At 69.9% G+C, this 22,727-nt stretch carries 19 protein-coding genes; 13 read left to right on the forward strand and 6 right to left on the reverse strand.

Annotated elements, in window-relative coordinates; translation table 11 throughout:
* Window positions 1-6: 6 nt before the first annotated feature.
* The 5 genes from odhB (at window position 7) to ACFO27_RS16435 (ending at window position 5,969) form a co-directional block, all read left to right on the forward strand.
* Window positions 7-1,203 carry a 2-oxoglutarate dehydrogenase complex dihydrolipoyllysine-residue succinyltransferase gene (gene odhB / locus ACFO27_RS16415; RefSeq protein WP_376818270.1) on the forward strand — a complete coding sequence of 399 codons (1,197 nt, stop codon included), beginning with the start codon at window positions 7-9 and terminating at the stop codon, window positions 1,201-1,203.
* Between the two features lie 98 nt (window positions 1,204-1,301).
* Window positions 1,302-2,729, forward strand: coding sequence for a dihydrolipoyl dehydrogenase (lpdA, locus tag ACFO27_RS16420; protein ID WP_376818271.1), 1,428 nt, complete (start codon window positions 1,302-1,304; stop codon window positions 2,727-2,729).
* A 10-nt stretch (window positions 2,730-2,739) separates the two neighbouring features.
* A complete protein-coding gene (zapE, locus tag ACFO27_RS16425) occupies window positions 2,740-3,831 on the forward strand; it encodes a cell division protein ZapE (RefSeq protein WP_376818272.1) in 1,092 nt (363 codons plus the stop codon).
* Between the two features lie 33 nt (window positions 3,832-3,864).
* A complete protein-coding gene (locus tag ACFO27_RS16430) occupies window positions 3,865-5,214 on the forward strand; it encodes a tryptophan--tRNA ligase (protein ID WP_376818273.1) in 1,350 nt (449 codons plus the stop codon).
* 71 nt (window positions 5,215-5,285) lie between these two features.
* On the forward strand, window positions 5,286-5,969 hold the full coding sequence (locus tag ACFO27_RS16435) for a TorF family putative porin (protein WP_376818274.1): 684 nt from the start codon (window positions 5,286-5,288) through the stop codon (window positions 5,967-5,969).
* 46 nt (window positions 5,970-6,015) lie between these two features.
* On the opposite strand, the gene ACFO27_RS16440 is transcribed toward ACFO27_RS16435, so the two are convergent.
* From ACFO27_RS16440 to gabT, 5 genes are read right to left on the reverse strand one after another with little or no spacing between them, the layout of a single operon-like run.
* Window positions 6,016-6,855 carry an ABC transporter permease gene (locus tag ACFO27_RS16440; RefSeq protein ID WP_376818275.1) on the reverse strand — a complete coding sequence of 280 codons (840 nt, stop codon included), beginning with the start codon at window positions 6,853-6,855 and terminating at the stop codon, window positions 6,016-6,018.
* Between the two features lie 28 nt (window positions 6,856-6,883).
* The gene (locus ACFO27_RS16445; RefSeq protein WP_376818276.1) at window positions 6,884-8,119 is read right to left on the reverse strand and encodes an ABC transporter permease; all 1,236 of its coding nucleotides are present in this window, start codon (window positions 8,117-8,119) and stop codon (window positions 6,884-6,886) included.
* A 58-nt stretch (window positions 8,120-8,177) separates the two neighbouring features.
* Window positions 8,178-9,221: an ABC transporter substrate-binding protein gene (locus tag ACFO27_RS16450; protein WP_376818277.1), complete on the reverse strand. Its 1,044-nt coding sequence runs from the start codon at window positions 9,219-9,221 to the stop codon at window positions 8,178-8,180.
* A 29-nt stretch (window positions 9,222-9,250) separates the two neighbouring features.
* Window positions 9,251-10,342: an ABC transporter ATP-binding protein gene (locus tag ACFO27_RS16455; RefSeq protein ID WP_376818278.1), complete on the reverse strand. Its 1,092-nt coding sequence runs from the start codon at window positions 10,340-10,342 to the stop codon at window positions 9,251-9,253.
* A 49-nt stretch (window positions 10,343-10,391) separates the two neighbouring features.
* A complete protein-coding gene (gabT, locus tag ACFO27_RS16460; RefSeq protein ID WP_376818279.1) occupies window positions 10,392-11,654 on the reverse strand; it encodes a 4-aminobutyrate--2-oxoglutarate transaminase in 1,263 nt (420 codons plus the stop codon).
* A 106-nt stretch (window positions 11,655-11,760) separates the two neighbouring features.
* Here gabT and pdxR point away from each other — a divergent pair, with 106 nt between their 5' ends.
* Together pdxR and ACFO27_RS16470 are read left to right on the forward strand one after the other, a co-directional pair.
* The gene (gene pdxR, locus ACFO27_RS16465) at window positions 11,761-13,248 is read left to right on the forward strand and encodes a MocR-like pyridoxine biosynthesis transcription factor PdxR (RefSeq protein WP_376818280.1); all 1,488 of its coding nucleotides are present in this window, start codon (window positions 11,761-11,763) and stop codon (window positions 13,246-13,248) included.
* A 23-nt stretch (window positions 13,249-13,271) separates the two neighbouring features.
* Window positions 13,272-14,633 (forward strand): aspartate aminotransferase family protein, encoded by a 1,362-nt coding sequence (locus tag ACFO27_RS16470; RefSeq protein WP_376818281.1) that lies wholly within the window; start codon window positions 13,272-13,274, stop codon window positions 14,631-14,633.
* Window positions 14,634-14,636: 3 nt separating this feature from the next.
* Here the strand turns inward: ACFO27_RS16470 and ACFO27_RS16475 are convergent, their stop codons facing one another.
* Window positions 14,637-15,590: a LysR family transcriptional regulator gene (locus ACFO27_RS16475; RefSeq protein ID WP_376818282.1), complete on the reverse strand. Its 954-nt coding sequence runs from the start codon at window positions 15,588-15,590 to the stop codon at window positions 14,637-14,639.
* A 117-nt stretch (window positions 15,591-15,707) separates the two neighbouring features.
* Here ACFO27_RS16475 and ACFO27_RS16480 point away from each other — a divergent pair, with 117 nt between their 5' ends.
* The 6 genes from ACFO27_RS16480 (at window position 15,708) to ACFO27_RS16505 (ending at window position 22,639) form a co-directional block, all read left to right on the forward strand.
* Entirely contained in the window at window positions 15,708-16,895 is a 1,188-nt protein-coding gene (locus ACFO27_RS16480) for an acyl-CoA dehydrogenase (RefSeq protein ID WP_323023541.1), read from the forward strand.
* A gap of 11 nt (window positions 16,896-16,906) precedes the next feature.
* Window positions 16,907-18,226 carry a CaiB/BaiF CoA transferase family protein gene (locus ACFO27_RS16485; protein WP_376818283.1) on the forward strand — a complete coding sequence of 440 codons (1,320 nt, stop codon included), beginning with the start codon at window positions 16,907-16,909 and terminating at the stop codon, window positions 18,224-18,226.
* 236 nt (window positions 18,227-18,462) lie between these two features.
* The gene (locus ACFO27_RS16490) at window positions 18,463-18,909 is read left to right on the forward strand and encodes a PepSY domain-containing protein (RefSeq protein ID WP_376818284.1); all 447 of its coding nucleotides are present in this window, start codon (window positions 18,463-18,465) and stop codon (window positions 18,907-18,909) included.
* Between the two features lie 37 nt (window positions 18,910-18,946).
* Window positions 18,947-19,423 carry a DUF2271 domain-containing protein gene (locus ACFO27_RS16495; RefSeq protein ID WP_323023538.1) on the forward strand — a complete coding sequence of 159 codons (477 nt, stop codon included), beginning with the start codon at window positions 18,947-18,949 and terminating at the stop codon, window positions 19,421-19,423.
* Window positions 19,420-21,639: a PepSY domain-containing protein gene (locus tag ACFO27_RS16500; protein ID WP_376818285.1), complete on the forward strand. Its 2,220-nt coding sequence runs from the start codon at window positions 19,420-19,422 to the stop codon at window positions 21,637-21,639. The genes ACFO27_RS16495 and ACFO27_RS16500 overlap by 4 nt, the downstream gene beginning before the upstream one ends.
* Window positions 21,620-22,639 carry an FAD:protein FMN transferase gene (locus tag ACFO27_RS16505; RefSeq protein ID WP_376818286.1) on the forward strand — a complete coding sequence of 340 codons (1,020 nt, stop codon included), beginning with the start codon at window positions 21,620-21,622 and terminating at the stop codon, window positions 22,637-22,639. Before ACFO27_RS16500 ends, ACFO27_RS16505 begins: the two co-directional genes overlap by 20 nt.
* Window positions 22,640-22,727: the final 88 nt, after the last annotated feature.

The following is a 22,727-nucleotide window of genomic DNA, read 5'->3' on the forward strand; positions in this document are numbered from 1 at the left end:
ATCATCATGGCCATTACCGAAGTCCTCGTTCCGCAGCTTTCCGAATCGGTGTCGGAAGCCACCCTGCTCAACTGGAAGAAGCAGCCCGGCGAAGCCGTGCAGGCCGACGAGATCCTGATCGAGGTCGAAACCGACAAGGTCGTGCTGGAAGTTCCGGCCCCGGCCTCGGGCGTGCTCTCCGAGATCGTCAAGGGCGACGGCAGCACCGTCACCTCGGGTGAAGTCCTGGCCCGCATCGACACCGCCGCCAAGGCGGCCGCCGCGCCGGCCCCGGCGGCCGCTCCCGCGCCGGCCGCCGCCGCCGAAGCCGCCAAGCCGGCGGCCAAGTCCTCGGTGGCGTCCCCGGCCGCCGGCAAGATCCTGTCCGAGAAGGGCATCGATCCCGCCACGGTCGAAGGCACGGGCCGCGCCGGCCGCGTGACCAAGGCCGACGCCCTGAACGCCACGCAGGCTCCGGCGGCGCCCGCCACGCCGGCCGCTCCGGTGCCGGTCAGCCTGGACGGCCGTCCCGAGCAGCGTGTGCCCATGAGCCGCCTGCGCGCCCGCGTGGCCGAGCGCCTGATCCAGTCCCAGACGGAAAACGCGATCCTGACGACCTTCAACGAGGTCAACATGCAGGCGGTGATCGACCTGCGCAAGAAGTACAAGGATTCCTTCGAGAAGGAACACGGCGTCAAGCTCGGCTTCATGTCCTTCTTCGTCAAGGCGGCCGTGGCGGCGCTCAAGCGCTACCCGATCGTCAACGCCTCGGTGGACGGCAAGGACATCATCTACCACGGCTACTTCGACATCGGCATCGCCGTGGGCAGCCCGCGCGGCCTGGTGGTGCCCATCCTGCGCAACGCCGACCAGCTCAGCATCGCGGAAATCGAAAAGCAGATCGCCGACTTCGGCCAGCGCGCCCAGGCGGGCAAGCTGGGCCTGGAAGAGCTCACCGGCGGCACCTTCTCGATTTCCAACGGCGGCGTGTTCGGTTCGATGCTCTCGACCCCGATCATCAATCCGCCCCAGTCGGCCATCCTCGGCATCCATGCCACCAAGGACCGTCCGGTCGTGGAAAACGGCCAGATCGTGATCCGCCCGATCAACTACCTGGCCCTGTCCTACGACCACCGGATCATCGACGGCCGCGAAGCCGTCCTGGCCCTGGTCGCCATGAAGGAAGCCCTGGAAGACCCGCAGCGCCTGCTGCTGGGCGTCTGATCCCGGACCCGGCATAAACCCCCGCGCGCGCCCGTTCAGGGCGCGCCCGGCGGGCGCGCGCATGGCGCGCGGCCCGCTCATTCATTCGAGAACTCATCATGGCAAAACAATTCGATGTGATCGTGATCGGCGCCGGCCCCGGCGGCTATATCGCCGCCATCCGCGCCGCCCAGCTGGGCCTGTCCGTGGCCTGCGTGGACGCCTGGACCAGCCCGGCCGGCAAGCCCGCGCCCGGCGGCACCTGCACCAACGTCGGCTGCATCCCGTCCAAGGCCCTGCTGCAATCGTCCGAGCACTACGAGCAGCTCAACCACCACTTCGCCGAGCACGGCATCACGGCCAAGGGCGTCAGCCTGGACCTGGCCAAACTGATCGGCCGCAAGGACACGGTGGTCAGGCAGAACAACGAAGGCATCCTGTTCCTGTTCAAGAAGAACAAGGTGTCCTTCTTCCACGGCACCGGCTCGCTGGCCGCCAAGACCGACTTCGGCTGGTCGGTGAAGGTCTCCGGCAAGATCGACGAGGACCTCGAAGGCCGCCACGTGATCGTCGCCACCGGCTCCAGCGCGCGCGCGCTGCCCGGCGTGCCCTTCGACGAAGAGCAGATCCTGTCGAACGACGGCGCCCTGCGGATTCCCGCCGTGCCCAAGAAGCTCGGCATCATCGGCGCGGGCGTCATCGGCCTGGAAATGGGCAGCGTCTGGCGCCGCCTGGGCGCCGAGGTCACCGTCCTGGAAGCCATGCCCGACTTCCTCGGCGCGGTGGACCGCGACGTGGCCAAGGAAGCCCAGAAGGCGCTGGTCAAGCAAGGCCTGGACATCCAGACCGGCGTGCGCATCGGCGAAGTCAAGGCCTCGGCCAAGGGCGTCAGCGTGCAGTACACGGACGCGGCCGGCGCGGAACAGAAGCTGTCGGTGAACCACCTGATCGTGTCCATCGGCCGCGTGCCCAACACCCAGGGCCTGGGCGCCGACGTGGTGGGCCTGAAGCTGGACGAGCGCGGCTTCGTGGTCGTCGACGAGGACTGCCGCAGCAACCTGCCCAACGTCTGGGCGGTGGGCGACGTGGTGCGCGGCCCGATGCTGGCGCACAAGGCCGAGGAAGAGGGCGTGGCGGTGGCCGAGCGCATCGCCGGCCAGCACGGGCACGTCAACTTCGACACCATCCCCTGGGTCATCTACACCTCGCCCGAGGTCGCCTGGGTCGGCAAGACCGAGCAGGCGCTGAAGGCCGAGGGCCGCGATTACAAGGCGGGCAGCTTCCCCTTCATGGCCAACGGCCGCGCCCGCGCGCTGGGCGACACCACCGGCTTCGTCAAGATCCTGGCCGACGCCAAGACCGATGAGGTCCTGGGGGTGCACATCGTCGGCCCGATGGCCTCCGAACTGATCGCCGAGGCCGTGACCATCATGGAATTCCGCGGCGCCGCCGAGGACATCGCGCGCATCTGCCATGCGCACCCGACCCTGTCCGAAGCCGTCAAGGAAGCCGCCCTGGCCGTCGACAAGCGCACGCTGAACCTGTAAGCCGCTGGCGATGGATGTCAGCGCGTATTACGCGCAGGCCCTGCGCGAGCGGGGCTTCGTCGCCGACGAGGCCCAGCGCGCGGCGGTCGCGCGCCTGCAGCGGTACTATGACGACTGGATCGAGTTCAAGCGTCAGCGCTCCAACGGCCTGAAGAAGCTGTTCCTGCGCCCGGCCGTCCCGCGCGGGGTCTACCTGTGGGGCGGCGTCGGGCGCGGCAAGAGCTTCCTGATGGACGCGTTCTACCTGACCGTGCCCGTCAAGCGCAAGGTGCGCCTGCATTTCCACGAGTTCATGCGCGGGGTGCATCGCGAAATCCGCGCCGTCAGCGGCGAGGCCGACCCGCTGGACCACGTGGCGCGCCGGATCGCCGCGCGCTACCGCCTGATCTGCTTCGACGAGTTCCACGTGTCGGACGTGGCCGACGCCATGATCCTGTACCGGCTGCTGCTGCGCCTGTTCGAGCACGGCACGTCCTTCGTCATGACCTCGAACTACGAGCCGTCCACGCTCTACCCGGACGGCCTGCACCGCGACCGCATCCTGCCGGCCATCGCCCTGATCCAGGAAAAGATGGACGTGATGAACGTGGACGCGGGCGTGGACTACCGGCGCCGCACCCTGTCGCAGCTGCGCACCTACATCACGCCCATCGTGGCCGCGACTCACGACGAGCTGCGCTCGGCCTTCGAGCGCCTGGCCGACACCGCCGAACAGAAGCCCGTCCTCACCATCGAGAACCGCGAGATCCACGCCGTGGCGCTGGCCGGCACCGTGGTCTGGTTCGACTTCCAGGCCCTGTGCGGCACGCCGCGCTCGCAGAACGACTACCTGGACTTGGCCGACCGCTTCCAGACCGTGATCGTGTCCGACGTGCCGCGCATGAGCCCGCGCCAGGCCTCCGAGGCGCGCCGCTTCACCTGGCTGGTGGACGTGCTGTACGACCACAAGGTCAAGCTGATCCTGTCGGCCCAGTGCCCGGCCGATGAGCTATATACTCAAGGCCCGATGTCGAACGAATTTTCCCGCACCGTGTCGCGCCTGATGGAAATGCAGTCGCGCGAATACCTGGCCGAAACGCGCCGGGCCTCGGTCGTCCTGTAGGGGCGGGATACGCCCCGGCCGCCTGGAAATCCCATGAGCACACCCGTCACCCGCGTCCTGACCGGCATCACCCCGTCGGGCACCCCCCACCTGGGCAATTACGCCGGCGCCATCCGCCCGGCGATCCAGGCCAGCGCCGAGCCGGGCGTGGACGCCTTCTTCTTCCTGGCCGACTACCATGCGCTGATCAAGTGCGACGATCCCGCGCGCATCGCGCGCTCGCGGCTGGAGATCGCCGCGACCTGGGTCGCGGCCGGCCTGGACACCGACCGCACGACCTTCTACCGCCAGTCGGACGTCCCGGAAATCCCGGAACTGTGCTGGATGCTGAACTGCGTCACGGCCAAGGGCCTGATGAATCGCGCGCACGCCTACAAGGCTTCCGTGGACGCCAATGTCGCCAAGGGCGTCGAGCCGGACGACGGCGTCACCATGGGGCTGTTTTCCTACCCGGTGCTGATGGCCGCCGACATCCTGATGTTCAACGCCCACCGCGTGCCGGTGGGGCGCGACCAGATCCAGCACCTGGAAATGGCGCGCGACATCGCCCAGCGCTTCAACCACCTGTACGGCCGGGGCGAGGACCTGTTCGTGCTGCCGGAAGTCCAGATCGACGAGGCCGTCGCCACGCTGCCGGGCCTGGACGGGCGCAAGATGTCCAAGAGCTACGACAACACCATCCCCCTGTTCGAAGGCGGGGCGAAGGCGCTGAAGGCGGCCGTGGCGCGGATCGTCACCGATTCGCGCCTGCCCGGCGAGCCCAAGGACGCCGAGGGCTCGCACCTGTACACGCTGTACCAGGCCTTCGCCACGCCGGCGCAGGCGGCGGATTTCCGCGTCGCGCTGGAAGGCGGCCTGGGCTGGGGCGAGGCCAAGCAGGCGCTGTGCGAGCGGATCGAGGCCCAGATCGGGCCGATGCGCGAGCGCTACGCGGAACTGATGGCCCATCCGGAACGGATCGAGGACATCCTGCTGGCCGGCGCGGCTAAGGCCCGGCGCATCGCCACCCCCATGATGGCCCGCCTGCGCGAGGCCGTGGGCCTGCGCATGGCCGCCGGCGTCGGAGCCGGCAGCGCGTCGCGCGCGGCCGGGACGGCCGGCGCCGCGCGCGCCGGCCACGCGCGGATCGTGTCCTTCCGGGACGAGGATGGCCGGTTCCGCCAGCGCCTGTTCGGCGCCGACGGCGCCGAGCTGCTGCTGTCCGAGCCCTTCGGCGATCCCAAGGTCCTGAACAGCCTGGGCCGCTCCTTCGCCGGCCGCGACCTGTCGGGCCTGGCGGCTGCGGCCGACGGCCATGTCGACCTGGAGGCCGACGGCCTGCGCTGGGCGCGCGTCTCGGCGGATCGCCTGGAGGCGGTCCGGGAAGCCCTGGCGCAGATCTGAACGCCCGTGCGGCCCGGGTCCGGGGCCGCGCGCCGGAATTTCGTCTGTTTGATCGATAGGATGTGCTTCAAATGAAATCGAGTGTGTTCCTCGCGGCTGCCCTGGCCGCTTCCGCGCTGGCCGCGCCCCTGCCGTCCCATGCCGGATCGCCGAGCTTCAATCTGGGCGCGGTTTCGCTGTACAAGGACCGGGGGGTCGACCAGGACGGGCGCAACGAATCGGTGCGTCCGGCCATCCAGGGCGGGGTGGATTACGACTTCGACAGCGGCTTCTACGTCGGCAACTGGAATTCGACGGGCCGCTTCGGCGACGCCGACCTGGAAGTGGACGCCAAGGGCGGCTACCGGGCGCAGTTGTCCAAGGACCTGGGGATCGACGCCGGCTACATCCATTATTTCTATCCCGGCGAAGGCTCGCGCAATTCGGGCGAGGTCTACGCGGGCCTGAAATACCAGCGCCTCGGATTCAAGGTCTATCGCGGCGTGCGCGAGGACGTCAACAAGAACGACATGTACTACCGGGTGAACTATGCCCACCCGCTGATGGACAAGCTGGACGTGACGCTCGGCGCGGGATACCAGACCTACGACGCATCCAGCCTGCGCAACAAGCTCGACTACAGCGTCGGCCTGGATTACGCCCTGGGCAAGAACCTGACGCTGTCGGGCTCGGTCGCGGGCGCCAACCGCCGGCACGACGTGGACGACGGCTCGCGCGACGCGCGCTTCATCGTGGGGGCCGGCGCCCGGTTCTAGGGCCCGCGTCCGGAGGCGGCGGCCGGCATCCCGGCGCCCGGGCCGCTCAGCTGTCCAGCCGCACGGTCTTGGCCTCGACGCGGCCGCGCAGCCATTCCAGGGCCAGCAGCAGGGCGGTGGAGAACAGGATCAGGATCGTGGCCACGGCGGCGATCACCGGGCTGATGTTCTCGCGGATGCCGGTGAACATCTGGCGCGGCAGGGTGACCTGCTCGGGACCGGCCAGGAACAGCGTGATGACGATTTCGTCGAAGGCGGTGGCGAAGGCGAACAGGGCGCCGGCGATGACGCCGGGCGCGATGATGGGCAGGGTCACGCGGAAGAAGGTCTGGACCGGGCCGGCGCCCAGGCTGTAGCTGGCGCGCAGCAGGTTGGGGTCGAAGCCCTGCAGCGTCGCCGACACGGTGGTGACCACGAAGGGCGCGCCGATCGCGGCCAGGGCCAGGATCAGGCCGCTGTAGCTGTTGACCAGGCCGTAGGGGGCGAAGAACAGGTAGATGCCCAGGCCGGTCACCACCAGCGGCACGATCATCGGCGAGATCAGCACGGCCATCAGCAGCCCTTTGCCGCGGAATTGCACCCGGTGCAGGCCGGCGGCGGCCAGCGTGCCCAGGACGGTGGCCAGCAGGGTGGCGGCGGGGGCGATGATGAAGCTGTTGGCGGTCGCCCGGGCCCAGTCGTCCGAATGGAACAGGGTCTGGTACCAGCGCAGCGAGAACGATTCGATCGGATAGAGCAGCATCGAACTCTGGTTGAACGACAGCGGCACGATCACCAGGATCGGCAGCAGCAGGAACACCAGGATCAGCGCGCACAGGATGCGCAGCGCGTAATGCCAGGCGCGTTCTCCCAGGGACAGGTAGGGCGGAAATTCGGTCGTGAACATGGTCGTGTCCTTTCAGGGCCTGCCCGGATCAGTTCAGGGCCAGTTCCTTGCCGGAGATCCGGCGGTACAGGGCGTAGAGCAGCAGGGTGGCCGCCAGCAGGATCAGGCCCAGCGCGCTGGCCATGCCCCAGTTGATGGTCTGGTTGGTGAAATAGGCGACGTAGTAGCTGATCATCTGGTCGCCGGCGCCGCCCAGCAGGGCCGGCGTGATGTAGTAGCCGATGGCGATGATGAACACCAGCAGCGATCCGGCCGCGATGCCGGGATAGGTCTGCGGCACGTAGACGCGCCAGAAGGCGGCGAAGGGGTGGCTGCCCAGGGAAATGGCGGCGCGCTGGTAGCTGGGCGGCACGGACTGCATGACGCTGTACAGGGGCAGCACCATGAAGGGCAGCAGGATGTGGACCATGGCGATGTAGACGCCCAGGCGGTTGAACAGCAGGGGCAGGGGTTCGGAGATCAGGCCCAGGCCGCCCAGGGCGCCGTTGATCAGGCCCTCGCGCTGCAGCAGCACCACCCAGGCGGCGATGCGCACCAGCACGGAAGTCCAGAAGGGGATCAGGATGCAGATCAGGACCAGGTTGGCGCGCCGCTTGGGCAGGCGCGTGATCCAGTAGGCCAGGGGATAGCCCAGCGCCAGGGTGACCAGGGTGACCACCAGGCTGATGACGAAGGTGCGCGAGAAGATTTCCTGGAAGGCCGAGGTGCCCGGAGGCGCCGCCACCACGTGGCCGCCGGTGTCGAGCTTCAGGTCCAGCGAGGCCAGCAGGTAGTAGGGCGTCCAGGATCTGTCGTTGCCGGCGATGACCGCCCAGTAGGCGGGCTCGGCCCAGCGCTTGTCCAGGGCGATGAGCCGCGCGCGGGCGTCGGCGTCGTCGGCCGCTTCGAGCGGCATGCGCCGCAGGGTCTTGAAGATCAGCGAGCGGTAGCCGGAGACCTCGTAGTTCAGGCGCCGGGCGAGTTCGCCCGCGGCGGGGGAATTCTTGGCGTGCGCGAGGTCCTGCGCGAGCGCCTGGAAGGCCGCGTCGGGCGGCGTGTCGCGGCCGTCCCAGCGGGCCAGCGCCTGCAGGGTGCGGGGCAGGGTGTCGATGACTTCGGGGTTGTCGACGGCCCGGGTCAGCAGGGAGGCGATCGGGATCACGAAGACCGCCAGCAGGAACAGGGCCAGCGGCCCGACCAGCAGAAGGGCGCGCCAGGTCCGGCGCCGCTGCGCGGCTTGCATCGCGCGCCGGATGGCGGCGGGATCGTCGAGGGTCGTGTCCATGGCGGTGTCCTGACGTGGAAGGAGACGGGGCGGCCGTCCGGCCGCCCCGCGCGCGGCGTCAGCGGGCGGCCCAGGCCGTGAAGCGCTGTTCGAGTTCTTCGCCGTGGTCGGTCCAGAACTCCAGGTCGTTGAACAGGGCGTTGCGGGCATTGGCCGGGGAATTGGGCACGTTGGCCAGGACCTCGGGCTTGAGCATGCCGATGGCCTCCTTGCTGATCGGCCCGTAGGCGATGTGCTGGGAGTAGGCCGCCTGCGCCTTGGGCGAGCTGGCGTAGCGGATGAACTCGATCGCCTGGTCCTTGTTTGGCGAGCCGGTCGGGACGACCCAGTAGTCGAAGTCGTAGACGCTCTGGTTCCAGACGACCTTCAGGGGCCGGCCCTCGCGCTGCGCCGCGTCGATGCGGCCGTTGTAGGCGGCGGACATGACGACGTCGCCGGCGCTCAGCATCTGCGGCGGCTGGGCGCCCGCCTCCCACCATTGCACGTAGGGCTTGATCTCGTCGAGCTTCTTGAAGGCGCGGTCCACGCCTTCGGGCGTGGCCAGGACCTTGTAGACGTCCTGCGGCGGCACGCCGTCGGCCATCAGGGCGAATTCGACGTTGTAGTGTGCGCCCTTGCGCAGGCCGCGCTTGCCGGGAAATTTCTTCACGTCCCAGAAATCGGCCCAGCCGGTCGGCGGCGTCTTCAGGGTGTCGGCGTTGTAGGCCAGGACGGTGGACCAGACGAAGGTGCCCACGCCGCAGTATTTCAGCGCGCCGCGCACCAGGTCGCCCTTGTTCAGGATCGAGCCCCAGTCGATGTTTTCATACAGGCCTTCGTCGCAGCCCCGGCCCAGGTCGCCGGTCTCGACTTCGACGGCGTCCCAGACGACGTTCTTGGACTGGACCATGGCCTTGACCTTGGCCTGTTCGCCGTTGTAGGCGACGGGGATGATCTTCTTGCCGGTCTCTTTTTCGTAGGGCTGGATGAAGGCGGCGGTCTGGGCGTCGCCGTTGGCGCCGCCGAAGTTCACGACCGTCAGGTCGCGCGCCTGGACGGGCGCCTGGGCCAGGGCCAGGGGAACCGCGAGCGCCAGGGTTGTCAGCAGGGTTGGGTTCTTCATGGAATGTCTCCTGTGTTTTGGTGGGGATGTCAGGGGAGGAAAACGCGGACGTGTCCGGGATCGATCCGCAGGGGGATGCGGGTTCCGGGGGCATGCGCCCCGGCGTCCGCGGCCAGGGGCATTTTGACGAAGAAGGTGTCGCCGCCATCCAGGCGGCAGCGCAGGCGGACGTGGTCGCCGAAATAGACCTCGTCGACCGCGGCGGCCTGGAATGCGTTGGCGCCGCCTTCGGTGGCCCGCAGGATGCGTTCCGGGCGCATCGCCACGATGCAGGGGGCGCCGGCCGCCAGGCCCTGGACGTTGAGGCCGCGCAACTGGACGCCGCCGGCCAGCTCGACCCGGCACAGGTCCCCCTCGACGGCGCGCACGGTGCCCGGGAACTGGTTGCTGTCGCCCACGAAGCCCGCCACGAAGCGGTTGCACGGGGTTTCGTACAGCGTGTCGGCGGCGCAGACCTGCTGGATGACGCCCTGGTCGAACACCGCGATGCGGTTGCTCATGGTCAGGGCTTCGCTCTGGTCGTGGGTGACGTAGACGAAGGTGATGCCCAGCTGCCGGTGCAGCGCCTTGAGCTCGAGCTGCATGTGTTCGCGCAACTGCTTGTCCAGCGCGCCCAGCGGTTCGTCCATGAGGACGATCTTGGGCTGGAAGACCAGGGCGCGCGCCAGGGCGACGCGCTGCTGCTGGCCGCCCGAGAGCTGGGCGGGGTAGCGCTTGGCGAAGTCCTGCATCTGCACCATGGACAGGGCCTCGTGGATGCGCTGGGCGCGCTGTGCGGCGGGCATCTTGCGCACCTTCAGGGGATATTCCAGGTTGCGCTCGACCGTCATGTGGGGAAACAGCGCGTAGTTCTGGAACACCATGCCCAGGTTGCGGTGGTGGGGCGGGACGTCGTTCAGGCGGCGGCCTTCCAGGAAGATGTCGCCCCGGGTCGGGGATTCGAAGCCGGCGAGCATCATCAGACAGGTGGTCTTGCCCGAGCCGGACGGGCCGAGCAGGGACAGGAACTCGCCCGGATGGATGTCGAGATTGAGGTCCCGGACGACCAGGTGACTGCCGTCGTAGGATTTCTGGACGCCCTGGAATCGGACCAGGGGCTCGGGAGCGGGAACTGCGGACATCGGGGGCAACCTCCGGATGCGGATGGACGGGATACGGCCGGAACGGGCTTCAGTCGGCCATGGATTCCCGGAGGATAGCCAGTCCTTCCTCCAGCAGGCCATCGGGGATTGTCAGGGGGAAGAGGAACCGGATGACCTGGCCGTAGGCGCCGCAGGTCAGCAGGACCAGCCCGCGCTCCAGGGCGCGGCGCTGGATGCGGGCGGCGGTGTCGGGGTCGGGCCGGCCGTCGGGCTGGCGGAACTCGGCGGCCACCATGGCGCCCAGGCCGCGGATCTCGGCCACGCGCGGGTGCCCGAATCCGGCCAGCGCCTGGCGCAGGCGCTGGCCCAGGGCCTCGGCGCGCGCGATCAGGCCCTCTGCGTCGATCACGTCCAGCACGGCCAGGGCGGCGGCGATGGCCAGCGGGTTGCCCGCGTAGGTGCCGCCCAGCGAGCCGCGCGGCGCGGCATCCATCAGTTCGGCGCGGCCGCAGACGCCGGACAGCGGCATGCCGCCCGCCAGGCTCTTGGCCATGGTGATCAGGTCGGGCGTCACGCCCGAATGCTCGATGGCGAACATCCGGCCCGTGCGGGCGAAGCCGGTCTGGACCTCGTCGGCGATGAGCAGGATGCCGTGGGCGTCGCAGCGTTCGCGCAGCGCCCGCAGGAGTTCCGGCGGGGCGACGTTGAATCCGCCTTCGCCCTGGACCGGCTCGATGACGATGGCCGCCACCCGCTTCGGGCTGATGTCGGCCTTGAACAGCAGGTCCAGCGCCCGCAGCGAATCCTGCGTGGTGACGCCGTCCAGCGGATTGGGGAAGGGGATGTGGTAGACCTCGGCCGGCAGCGGGCCGAAGTCCTGCTTGTAGGGGGCGACCTTGCCGGTCAGGGCCATGCCCATGAAGGTGCGGCCGTGGAAGGCGCCGGAGAAGGCCACGACCCCGGTGCGGCCGGTGGCGGCGCGCGCGATCTTGACGGCGTTTTCCAGGGCCTCGGCGCCGGTCGTGAAGAAGGCGGTCTTCTTGGGGTGCGCGCCGGGCGCCAGGCGGTTGATGCGCTCGGCCAGTTCCACGTAGGAGCCGTAGGGCGCGACCTGGAAGGCGGTATGGGTGAAGGCGTCCAGCTGCGCGCGGATGGCCTGCACGATGCGCGGGTGGCGGTGGCCGGTGTTGGCCACGGCGATACCGGCCGCGAAGTCGATGTAGCGCCGGCCTTCCACGTCCCAGAGTTCGGCGTTCAGCGCGCGGCTGGCGTAGAAATCGCAGGCGATGCCGATGCCGTCGGGGATGGCCGCGTTCTTGCGGACCTGCCAGTCCTGGTTGTGTTCCGTCATGCTTGTCTCCTGTCCGGACGGGGTGTTTCCGCCCTGCTTTTTTTTCACTATACTGATCTTTTGGTTTGTCAAATAGATCCATTTCTGTAAATTTTATGGGGCCAATTTGGAAGCGTTTATCCTCTCTGAATGGTTGCAGCAGCACTTCGCTCCAAGCGATGATAGTCCTGCATATCATCGCCTGTATCGGCTGATCTGTAGGGCCATTCTGGAAGGCCATCTGGCGGCCGGCGCCCGCCTGCCGTCGACGCGCGACCTGGCGGCCGAGCTGGGCATTGCCCGCAATACGGTCCTGCAGGTCTACGACCAGTTGGCCGAGGAAGGCTACGTGCATGCGGGCGTCGGGCGCGGCACCTACGTCGAGGACATCCGCCAGGATCTGCTCGAACCCGTCGCCGATGCCGGCGGAGACGATCCGGCCGCCGCGCGCGCCGCGGCCGGGCACGATCTTTCCCGCCGGGGACGCCGGCTCGTGTCCAGCCTGGGCTTTTCCAACCGCCAGGCGGGCGCTTTCATGCCGGGCATTCCGGACGTGCGGGAATTTCCGCTGAAGACCTGGTCCCGCATCCAGAACCGGCAGTGGCGCGCCGGCCCCTGGGACCTGATGCGCTACGCGCCGGCCGGCGGCTACGGGCCGCTGCGGCAGGCGGTCTCGGACTACCTGGGCAGCGTGCGCTCCGTGCGCAGCACGGCCCAGCAGGTCGTGATGACCACCGGCATCCACCAGGGCATCGACGTGGCGGCGCGCCTGCTGTGCGATCCGGGCGATACGGTCTGGGTCGAGGAACCCGCCTATTGGGGCGTGCGCAACCTGCTGACGTCCTCCGGGCTGCGCCTGGTGCCGATCCGGGTGGACGACGAGGGCATCTGGCCGGGCGAGGCCGAGCGGGCCCGTCCGCCCCGGCTGATCGTCGTCGCGCCCTCGCACCAGTATCCGATGGGCATGGTGATGAGCCTGGCGCGGCGGCACATGCTGCTGGACTACGCGCGCCAGGTTTCGTGCTGGATCCTGGAGGACGACTACGACAGCGAATTCCGCTACGACACGCGCCCGCTTTCATCCCTGCAGGGCATGGACGAGGCCGGCCGGGTCCTGTACGCCGGCAGCTTCAGCAAGACCCTGTGCCCGGGCCTGCGGGTCGGCTTCCTGGTGGTGCCGCAGCCGCTGGCCGGCGCCTTCGCCGATTCGGTGGCGGAACTCTACCGCGAGGGCAACATGATGACCCACGCCGTCCTGGCGGACTTCATCCGCGAGGGGCACCTGAGCTCGCACATCCGCCGCGTGCGCCGGCGCTACGCGGAACGCCGCGACTGCCTGATCGAGGAAATCCGCCGGCATTTCGGGGATGCGCTCGACGTCGTCGGGGGCGAGGCCGGACTGCACCTGATCCTGGCGCTGCCGGCTGGGGTCGACGACACCCTGGTCGTGCGCGACGCCCTGCAGCAGGGCGTGGTCACGCGCGCCCTGAGCACTTATTACACGGAGCGGGAGAACGCCCGCCCCGGCCTGTTGCTGGGTTACGCCGGGGTGACGCCCGAGGAAATCCGGCCCGCCTTCGACGCGCTCGCGCGCGTGGTGGGCGCCTATCTTTGACCTTCGGAAAAAGGAACCCTGTCATGACGACCCCCGACCATCTGGCGCACAGCGATGTCGCCTATCAGCTGCACGCCTACACCAACGCCCGGCGGCACCGCGAGGAGGGCCCCTGCATCATGGACCGTGGCGACGGGATCCACGTGTACGACACCGCGGGCAAGGAATACATCGAGGGCATGGCGGGTCTGTGGAGCGTGGCGGTGGGCTTCAGCGAGCCCCGGCTGGCCCGGGTCGCCTACGAGCAGATGCAGCGCCTGCCCTTCTATCACACCTTCAGCCACAAATCGAACGTGCCCTCGATCGAACTGGCGGAAAAACTGATCGGCCTGACGGGCGGGCGCATGGCCCAGGCCTTCTTCACCAATTCGGGGTCCGAGGCCAACGACACCATCGTCAAGATGGTCTGGTACTACAACAACGCCCTGGGCCGCCCGGAGAAGAAAAAGATCATCGCCCGCCAGCGCGGCTATCACGGCGTGACGGTCGCCTCGGCCAGCCTGACGGGCCTGGCGGGCAACCACCGCAGCTTCGACCTGCCCCTGCCGCGCATCCTGCACACGCGCTGTCCGCACTGGTACCGCGAGGGCCTGCCGGGCGAGACCGAGGCCGCCTTCGCCGACCGGCTGGCCGCCGAACTGGAGGCGCTGATCCTGGCCGAAGGGCCGGAGACGGTGGCCGCCTTCATCGGCGAGCCCGTCATGGGCGCCGGCGGGGTGATCGTGCCGCCCGAGGCCTACTGGCCGAAGATGCAGGCGGTGTGCCGCAAGTACGACGTGCTGGTGATCGCCGACGAGGTCATCACCGGCTTCGGGCGCACGGGGCGGATGTTCGCCTCGGACCTGTTCGGCATCGAGCCGGATTTCATGACCTTGTCCAAGCAGCTGACCTCGTCCTACCAGCCTCTGGCCGCGGTGCTGATGAACGAGCGCGTGGCCTCCGTGATCACCCGCCACAGCGGCGAGCTGGGCACCTTCGGCCACGGCTACACCGCCAGCGGCCATCCGGTGGCGGCCGCCGTGGCGCTGGAGAACATCCGCATCATCGAGGAGCGCGGCCTGGTGGACAATGCCGCCGCGGCCGGCGCCGTGCTGCAGCGGCGGCTGCGGGAACTGGCGGATCATCCGCTGGTGGGCGAGGTCCGGGGCGTCGGGCTGATCGCGGCGGTGGAGCTGGTGGCCGACAAGGCGTCGCGCGCGCCTTTCGATCCGGCGGGCACGGCCGGCGCGCGGGTCGTGCGCCAGGCCCAGGACAACGGTCTGATCCTGCGCGGCATCCAGGACAGCGTGGCCTTCTGCCCGCCGCTGATCATCACCGAGGCGCAGGTCGGGACGCTGGCGGATCGTTTCACCCGCTCGCTGGAAGAGGTGGCGAAGACGCTGTAAGCCTCATCTCTCCACGTCGCCGCTTGCAAGCGGCTCCGATTCGTTCGGCATGAAATGGTCCGCAGGGACCATTTCATGTCCGATCTCATCCTGCCCGACCAGCCAGTCGCGGAAATGCGCCAGGGCGGGCAGGGTGGCCTTGCGTTCGGGGACGATCAGGTGGAAGGCCCGCTGGCCGGGGCCGCTGTGCGGATTCAGCACGGCCAGGGCGCCCTGGGCCAGCTCCCGCTGGATCAGGAACGGCGGGATCAGCGCCACGCCCAACCCGTCGCTGGCCGCCTGGGACAGCATGGAAAAGAGCTCCAGCCGCATGCCCGCCATGGGGGCGGGCGCCGCGACGCCGGCCGAGGCGAACCATTCGCGCCAGGCGGTGGGCCGGGTGCTCTGCTGCAGCAGGGGCAGGGCGGCGATGCCGGCCGCGTCCAGCGGACCGCGCGCCAGTTTCGGGCTGCAGACCGGGACGGGGTTTTCGCGCATCAGGAAATGGGCCTGGGTGCCGGGCCAGCGCGGGTCGCCCGAATAGATGGCGGCGTCGAACTCGGTGTCCTCGAACAGGAAGGGATGGGTGCGGGTGGACATGTTGACCTGCAGGCCCGGCCGCTCGGCGCGCAGCGCCGCCAGGCGCGGCAGCAGCCAGCGGGTGGCGAAGGTCGGCACCACGGCCAGCTCCAGCACGCCGCCGCCCTGGTGCGCCATGACCGCCTGGGTGTCGCGTTCGAGCGCATCCAGTTGCCGGCGCACCAGCCGGCTGTAGCGTTCGCCCGCGTCGGTCAGGCGTACGCCCCGGCGCGCGCGCTGGAACAGCGGCACGCCGACCAGGGCTTCGAGGCCGGCGACCTGGCGGCAGACCGCGCCCTGGGTCAGGGACAGTTCCTGGGCGGCGCGGGTGAAGCTCTCGTGCCGCGCGGCGGCCTCGAAGGCCTGCAGGGCCTGGGTGCTGGGCAATCGTTTGCGCATGTACGGAGTGAGTAAAGGTCACTGATAACGCAGTTTATATCGTTTGTGTCCTGGAAGATATCCCGATAGGATGCGTGAATATCACTGATCCAGAACTTTCTTTTTCGGAGACTTCTCATGTCCGCCTCCCGCCCCCAGTTCCAATGGCTCGATCCCCTGCTGCTGGACCAGCAGCTCACCGACACCGAGCGCATGGTGCGCGACGCCGCGCGCGCCTATGCCCAGGACCGCCTGCTGCCGCGCGTGCAGGAAGCCTTCCGCCATGAGAAGACCGACCCGGCGATCTTCCGCGAGATGGGCGAACTGGGCCTGCTGGGCGCCACGATTCCCGAGCAGTACGGCGGCGCGGGCATGAACTATGTCTGCTACGGGCTGATCGCCCGCGAGGTGGAGCGGGTGGATTCCGGCTACCGCTCGATGATGAGCGTGCAGAGCTCCCTGGTCATGGTGCCCATCAATGCCTTCGGCACCGCCGCGCAGAAGGAAAAATACCTGCCGAAGCTGGCCTCGGGCGAATGGATCGGCTGCTTCGGCCTGACCGAGCCCGATCACGGCTCGGACCCGGGCTCGATGGCCACGCGGGCGAAGAAGGTGCCGGGCGGCTACAGCCTGACGGGCGCCAAGACCTGGATCACCAACAGCCCGATCGCCGACGTGTTCGTGGTCTGGGCCAAGGACGAGGCCGGCGACATCCGCGGCTTCATCCTGGAGAAGGGCTGGAAGGGCCTGTCGGCGCCCGCCATCCACGGCAAGGTCGGCCTGCGCGCCTCGATCACGGGCGAGATCGTGCTGGACGAGGTCTTCGTGCCGGAAGAAAACATCTTCCCCGACGTGCGCGGCCTGAAGGGGCCCTTCACCTGCCTGAATTCGGCGCGCTACGGCATCGCCTGGGGCGCCCTGGGCGCGGCCGAGGCCTGCTACGAGACCGCGCGCCAGTACGTGCTGGACCGCAAGCAGTTCGGCCGCCCGCTGGCCGCCAACCAGCTCATCCAGAAGAAGCTCGCCGACATGCTGACCGAAATCACCCTGGGCCTGCAGGCCGTGCTGCGCGTCGGCCGGCTGAAGGACGAGGGCCAGGCGCCGGTGGAGATCACCTCCATCATCAAGCGCAATTCCTGCGGCAAGGCCCTGGACATCGCCCGCACGGCGCGCGACATGCTGGGCGGCAACGGCATTTCCGACGAATTCTGCATCGCCCGCCACCTGGTCAACCTGGAAGTCGTCAACACCTACGAAGGCACGCACGACGTGCACGCCCTGATCCTGGGACGGGCCATCACCGGCATCGCCGCCTTCGCCAATTGAGGGGCAAGACCATGGCGCAAGAGACCCCCGCGGCGCCGGGCCGGGACGGACAGGCCGCCGGCCCGGCCCGGCCCGGCGCCGGATCGGATGCCGGCTTGGGCGCCGCCCCCCGCGGCGCGCTGTCGCACATCCGCGTCCTGGACCTGTCGCGCGTGCTCGCCGGCCCCTGGGCCACGCAGATCCTGGGCGACCTGGGCGCGGACGTGATCAAGATCGAACGCCCCGGCGAGGGCGACGACACGCGCGGCTGGGGGCCGCCGTGGATGCCCGACGCCCAGGGCGGCGAATCGCGCGTCGCGGCCTATTACCTGTGCGCCAACCGCAACAAGCGCTCGGTGACGGTGGACATGGCCACCCCGGAGGGCCAGGACCTGATCCGCCGGCTCGTGCGCCAGTCCGACGTGCTGGTGGAAAACTTCAAGGCGGGCGGGCTGGCGCGCTACGGCCTGGACTACGACAGCCTGCGTGCCATCAACCCGCGCCTGGTGTACTGCTCGATCACGGGGTTCGGACAGACGGGGCCCTACGCGGCGCGCGCCGGCTACGATTTCCTGATCCAGGGCCTGGGCGGCCTGATGAGCGTTACCGGCCGGCCCGACGGCGAGCCAGGCGGCGGGCCGATGAAGGTCGGGGTGGCGCTGACCGACATCCTGACCGGCCTGTACGCGGCCAACGCCATCCAGGCCGCGCTGGCCGCGCGCGAGCGTACGGGCACCGGCCAGCACGTGGACATGGCGCTGCTGGACGTGCAGGTCGCCTGCCTGGCGAACCAGGCCATGAACTATCTGGCCACCGGCCGCAGCCCGGGACGGCTGGGCAACGCGCATCCCAGCATCGTGCCCTACCAGGATTTCCCCACGGCGGATGGCCACATGATCCTGGCGATCGGCAACGACGGCCAGTTCGCCCGCTTCTGCGAGGAAGCGGGCCGGCCGGACCTGGCGCGGGACGACCGCTTCGCCACCAACCGCGCACGGGTGGAGCACCGCGACGCGCTGATCCCCATCCTGCGGCACCTGACCACGGCCCGCACCACGGCCGCCTGGGTCGCGGCGCTGGAATCCCGCGCCGTGCCCTGCGGTCCGATCAACGCCATGGAGCAGGTGTTCGACGACGTCCAGGTGCGCGCACGCGGCCTGCGCATCGAGATGCCCCATCCGGAGACCGGCGCGGTGCCGCTGGTGGCCAGTCCGATCCGCCTGTCGGACACGCCGGTGGACTACCGCCTGCCGCCGCCCGCCCTGGGGGCGCACACGGCCGACGTGCTGGAAGAAGTCCTGGGGCTGGCGCCGGCCGAAGTCGAAGCCCTGCGCGCGCGCGGCGTGGTCTGACCGCGCCTGGCCGGGCGCAAGCCTCACCCTTCGGGGCGAGCAGCCCGGGCACGGTCCTTTCCCCCGCGGGTCTGGCCGGCGCGGCTCCCGCGTCCCGGCGGGTTTGATCCGTATCAAGGTCCGGGCCCATCGGCGCCCGGATCGCCCCCGTGTTCATCTGGCGTCAATGTTGCCATCCCTACGATGGAAGCATGGATGGCCGCCGCCCGGCGGCCGGATGAATGGGGGACCCCACCATGAAGAAATCCTGGAATGCGCTCGGCGCCTGTCTGCTGGCGGCGTCGCTGGGCCTGGCCGCCGCGCCGGCCGCGGCCGGCGACGATTGCGACGTGCCCATCGAGCGCTGGCAGACCCGCGAGGCCGTCACCCAGATGGCCCGCCAGAAAGGCTGGAACCTGAAGCGCGTCAAGATCGACGACGGCTGCTACGAGGTCCGCGGCGAGGACGCCCAGGGCCGCGCCTTCAAGGCCAAGCTCGATCCCGAGACGCTGGAAATCGTGAAGATCAAGTACCGCGACCACGATGGCCATGACCGCGAACGCCGCCGCGACCGGGACCGCGACCACCGCGATTCACGCAATTCCCGCGATGCGGCGCCGGGCGCCATGCCGTCCGCCGCCCCGGCGGCCGGGGCGGGCAAGCCGTCCGCCGCGGTGTCCGTCTCCGGCGCCCGGATCGAGTGATCCGTCCCCGGCTGAAACTTCCACAGGAGCATTGTCCATGAAGACCTTTTCGATCGCGGCCCTGCTGGCCGCCACCACCCTGGCCGTTCCCGCCCTGGCGCAGGGCCGCACGGTGACCTTGTCCACGACCCTGAAGAACTACGGCGGCGACGGCGCCTACCTGGCGGTCTACCTGACCGACGCCCAGGGCGCCTACGCGGGCACCCTGTGGGTGGCCGGCGGCAAGGCCAAGTACTACAAGCACCTGAGCGACTGGAACCGGCTGTCGGCCGGGGACGCGGCCCGGCTCGACGGCGTGACCGGCGCCAGCGTGGGCGAGGGCCGGACGCTGAAGGTGACCGCCGACCTGGCCGACGCTCTGTTCGACGCCGGCTACGAGATCCGCGTCGACGCCGCCGTCGAGGACATGCGCGACAGCCCGTCCGAAATCCGTGTGCCGCTGACCGCGGCCGGCGCCGGCCAGTCCACCGCCGGGCGCCAGTTCATCCAGTCCTTCACCTATCAGGCGCAATGATCATCATGCAATGGCGGCGGATTCATCGCTGGCTGGGCCTGTGGGCCGGCGCCCTGGCCCTGCTGATCGGGGTGACCGGGCTGATCCTGGCCTTCTTCCCGGTGCGCGACACCTGGCGGGCCGTCCAGGCCGAACCCGGCCTGCCGGTGGCGGTCCTGGCGCAGCGGGCGGCGGCCCAGGTGGCCGGGATCGAGGAAATCCGCCGCCTGCCGTCGGGGGACATCGTCGCGTATTCCTTCGACGGCGACCAGGCCCGCGCCAGCCGGATCGACCCGGCCGATGGCCGGGTGCTGGGCGACTACCAGGCGTCCGCCGTCGAGCGCTGGGTGCGCAACCTGCATCGCTCCTTCATGCTGGACGATCCGGGCCGCCTGGGCGCGGCCGGGGTCGCGCTGGCCATGCTGCTGCTGACGCTGTCCGGGACCCTGATGCTGGCCCGGCGCCTGGGCGGCTGGCGCCATCTCGTGTCCGGCCGCATCCGCGGGACCCCGGCCCAGCGCCTCCACGGGATCAGCGGCCGGATCCTGGCACTGATCCTGGCCCTGTCCTCGCTGACCGCGCTCTACATGAGCGCGACGACCTTCAGCCTGATCCCGGCCGATGCGGACGCGGATCCGGACGCCGTCTCCGCGCCCGGCGAACAGCCCGACCGGACGGCGGAAGCCCTGCCGCTGCTGCAGGCCCTGTCGGCCGACGGCCTGCGCAAGCTGAACTTTCCGGCGGCGGACGATCCGGAGGACGTCTGGACCGTGTCCACCGACGTCGGCGACGGCTGGATCGACCGGCGCAGCGGCCACGTGCTGGCCTGGCAGCCGGCTCCCGCCGCCCGCGTCCTCTACGACTGGGTCTACGCCCTGCACACCGGCCAGGGCCTGTGGGCCTGGGCGCTGGTCCTGGGCCTGGCCGGCCTGTGCATCCCGGTCTTCTGGATCACCGGGTTCCTGATCTGGCGGCAGGGCAGGGTCCGGGTGCCGCGCCTGGAAAACAACAGCCCGGCGCGGCGGGCCGACATGCTGGTCTTCGTGGCCAGCGAGGGCGGCACGACCTGGGGCTTCGCCAAGGCGCTGCACGATGCCCTGGCGCGCAACGGCCACGCGGTCCACACCGCGCCGCTGGAGCAGTTCCAGGCGCCCGGATCGGCTCGCCAGATATTCATCCTGGCCGCGACCTACGGGGATGGCCAGGCCCCGGCGCATGCCGCCCGGGCGCTGGACCGGATCGCCGGCCTGGCGGCCGGGACCGTGCCGGTGACGGTGCTGGGCTTCGGTGACCGCCAGTTCCCGGCCTTCTGCGGCTATGCCGAAGCACTGGACCGTGCCCTGCGGGCCGCCGGCTGGCCGCAAGCCCTGCCGCTGGAATGCATCCACCAGCAGTCGGCGCAGCAGTTCGACCGCTGGGGCGCGGCCCTGTCCGAAGCGCTGGGCGAGACGCTGGCATTGAACTATGTGCCGTGCATCCCGCCGACCTTTTCCCTGGAACTGGCGCAACGGCAGGATTATGCCGGCGGCGGCGCCGGCCCGACCGCCATCCTGCGCCTGCGCTGGCGGGACAGTGGCCCGATGGCGTGGCTGCCGGGCCGGGGCGTGCCGCGTTTCAAGGCGGGCGACCTGGTGGGCATCGTGCCGCCCGGCAGCCCGGTGCCCCGCTATTATTCCCTGGCCTCGGGGTTTCGCGACGGCTTCGTGGAAATCTGCGTGCGGCGGATGCCCGGCGGAGTCTGTTCCGGCTTCCTGCACGGCCTGAAGCCCGGCGACCGTGTCCAGGCCTTCATCAAGCCCAACCCGGGCTTTACCCTGGAAGCCTCGCGCCGTCCCGTCGTGCTGATCGGCGCGGGCACCGGCGTTGCGCCCCTGGCGGGGTTCATCCGCGACAACGCCCGCAAGACGCCCATGTTCCTGTACTTCGGGGCGCGCAATCCGGACGAGGATTTCTATTTCGGCGCCGCCATCCGCCGCTGGCTGGACGAAGGGCGGCTGTCCGCGCTGCGCACCGCCTTTTCCAGGATCAAGGAGGGCGGCGGCTACGTGCAGGACGCCCTGCGCCGCGACGCCGATCGCCTGCGGGCGCTGGTGGCCAAGGGCGCCGTGCTGCGGATCTGCGGCAGCCGGCCCATGGCCGCAGGAGTCGCCGAGACGCTGGACGAGATCCTGCGTCCGATCGGCCTGGACGTGCACCGGCTGCGGGAAAGGGGGCGCTATGCCGAAGACGTATTCTGATCCGGCGGCCGCCGCGCCCGCCGTCCAGCCCGTTCCGGAGATCGGCGCGGCGTGGCTGGCCCGTCCCGCGCCGGCCGAGTCCACCCTGAGCGGCCCGACCATGGGCACGCGCTGGTCGGCCCGGTATCAGGCGCCGCCGGACTTCGACCACGAGGCGCTGTCGCGCGACCTGGCCAGGGCCGTGGAATCGGTGGATGCGCAGATGTCGCCCTGGAAACCGGACAGCGACCTGATGCGCCTGAACCGGGCCGAGCCGGAGCACTGGGTGGCCCTGCCGGCGGCTCTCCTCGAAGTGCTGGCGCGGGCGCTGGACATCGGCGCGCTGAGCGGCGGCGCCTATGACGCCGCCGTCGGCGGCCTGGTCAACGCCTGGGGATTCGGCGCGACGGCGGACACGCCCGATCCGGCCGCCATCCGGCGCGCCGCCGCGGCCCATCGCCCGGCCCATCTCTGGCTGGACGTCGACCGGGAGCAGGGCCGCGCGCGCAAGCGCGCGCCCCTGACCCTGGACCTGTGCGGGATCGCCAAGGGCTACGCCGTGGACCGGATGGCCCGGGTCATGGCCTCGCACGGCGTGGACCATGCCCTGGTCGGCCTGGACGGCGAACTGCGGGCCCGTGGCGCCCGGGCCGACGGCCGGCCCTGGGCCGTGGCCCTGGAAAGCCCCAGGCAAGGGTGCCGCGCGGCGCACGGGGTGATCGAACTGGCCGACCTGTCGGTGGCGACCTCGGGCGATTACCGCCGCTGGGTCCGGGTCGGCAACGAGCGTCTGGCGCACACCATGGATGGCCGGCGCGCGGCGCCGGTGCGCAATCCGGTGGCGTCGGTCACGGTGCTGGCGGCCGATTGCATGGACGCCGACGCCTGGGCCACGGCGCTGCTGGTGGCGGGGCCGGACGAAGGGCCGGTCCTGGCGCGGCGCATGGGGCTGGACGCCCTGTTCCTGCTGCGGCGCGAAGACCGGCTGGTCGAATTCGGGCTGGGCCGCTTCGCGGGCTAGGGGCGGGCCCCGGGCCGGCCGATCGCGTCCGATCGGTGCCGCTTGGCGGCGGAACGCCGGGACATCGGGCCAGTTATGACCATTTTGT

Source organism: Castellaniella denitrificans, assembly GCF_042653765.1.
GTDB lineage: Bacteria > Pseudomonadota > Gammaproteobacteria > Burkholderiales > Burkholderiaceae_B > Castellaniella > Castellaniella denitrificans.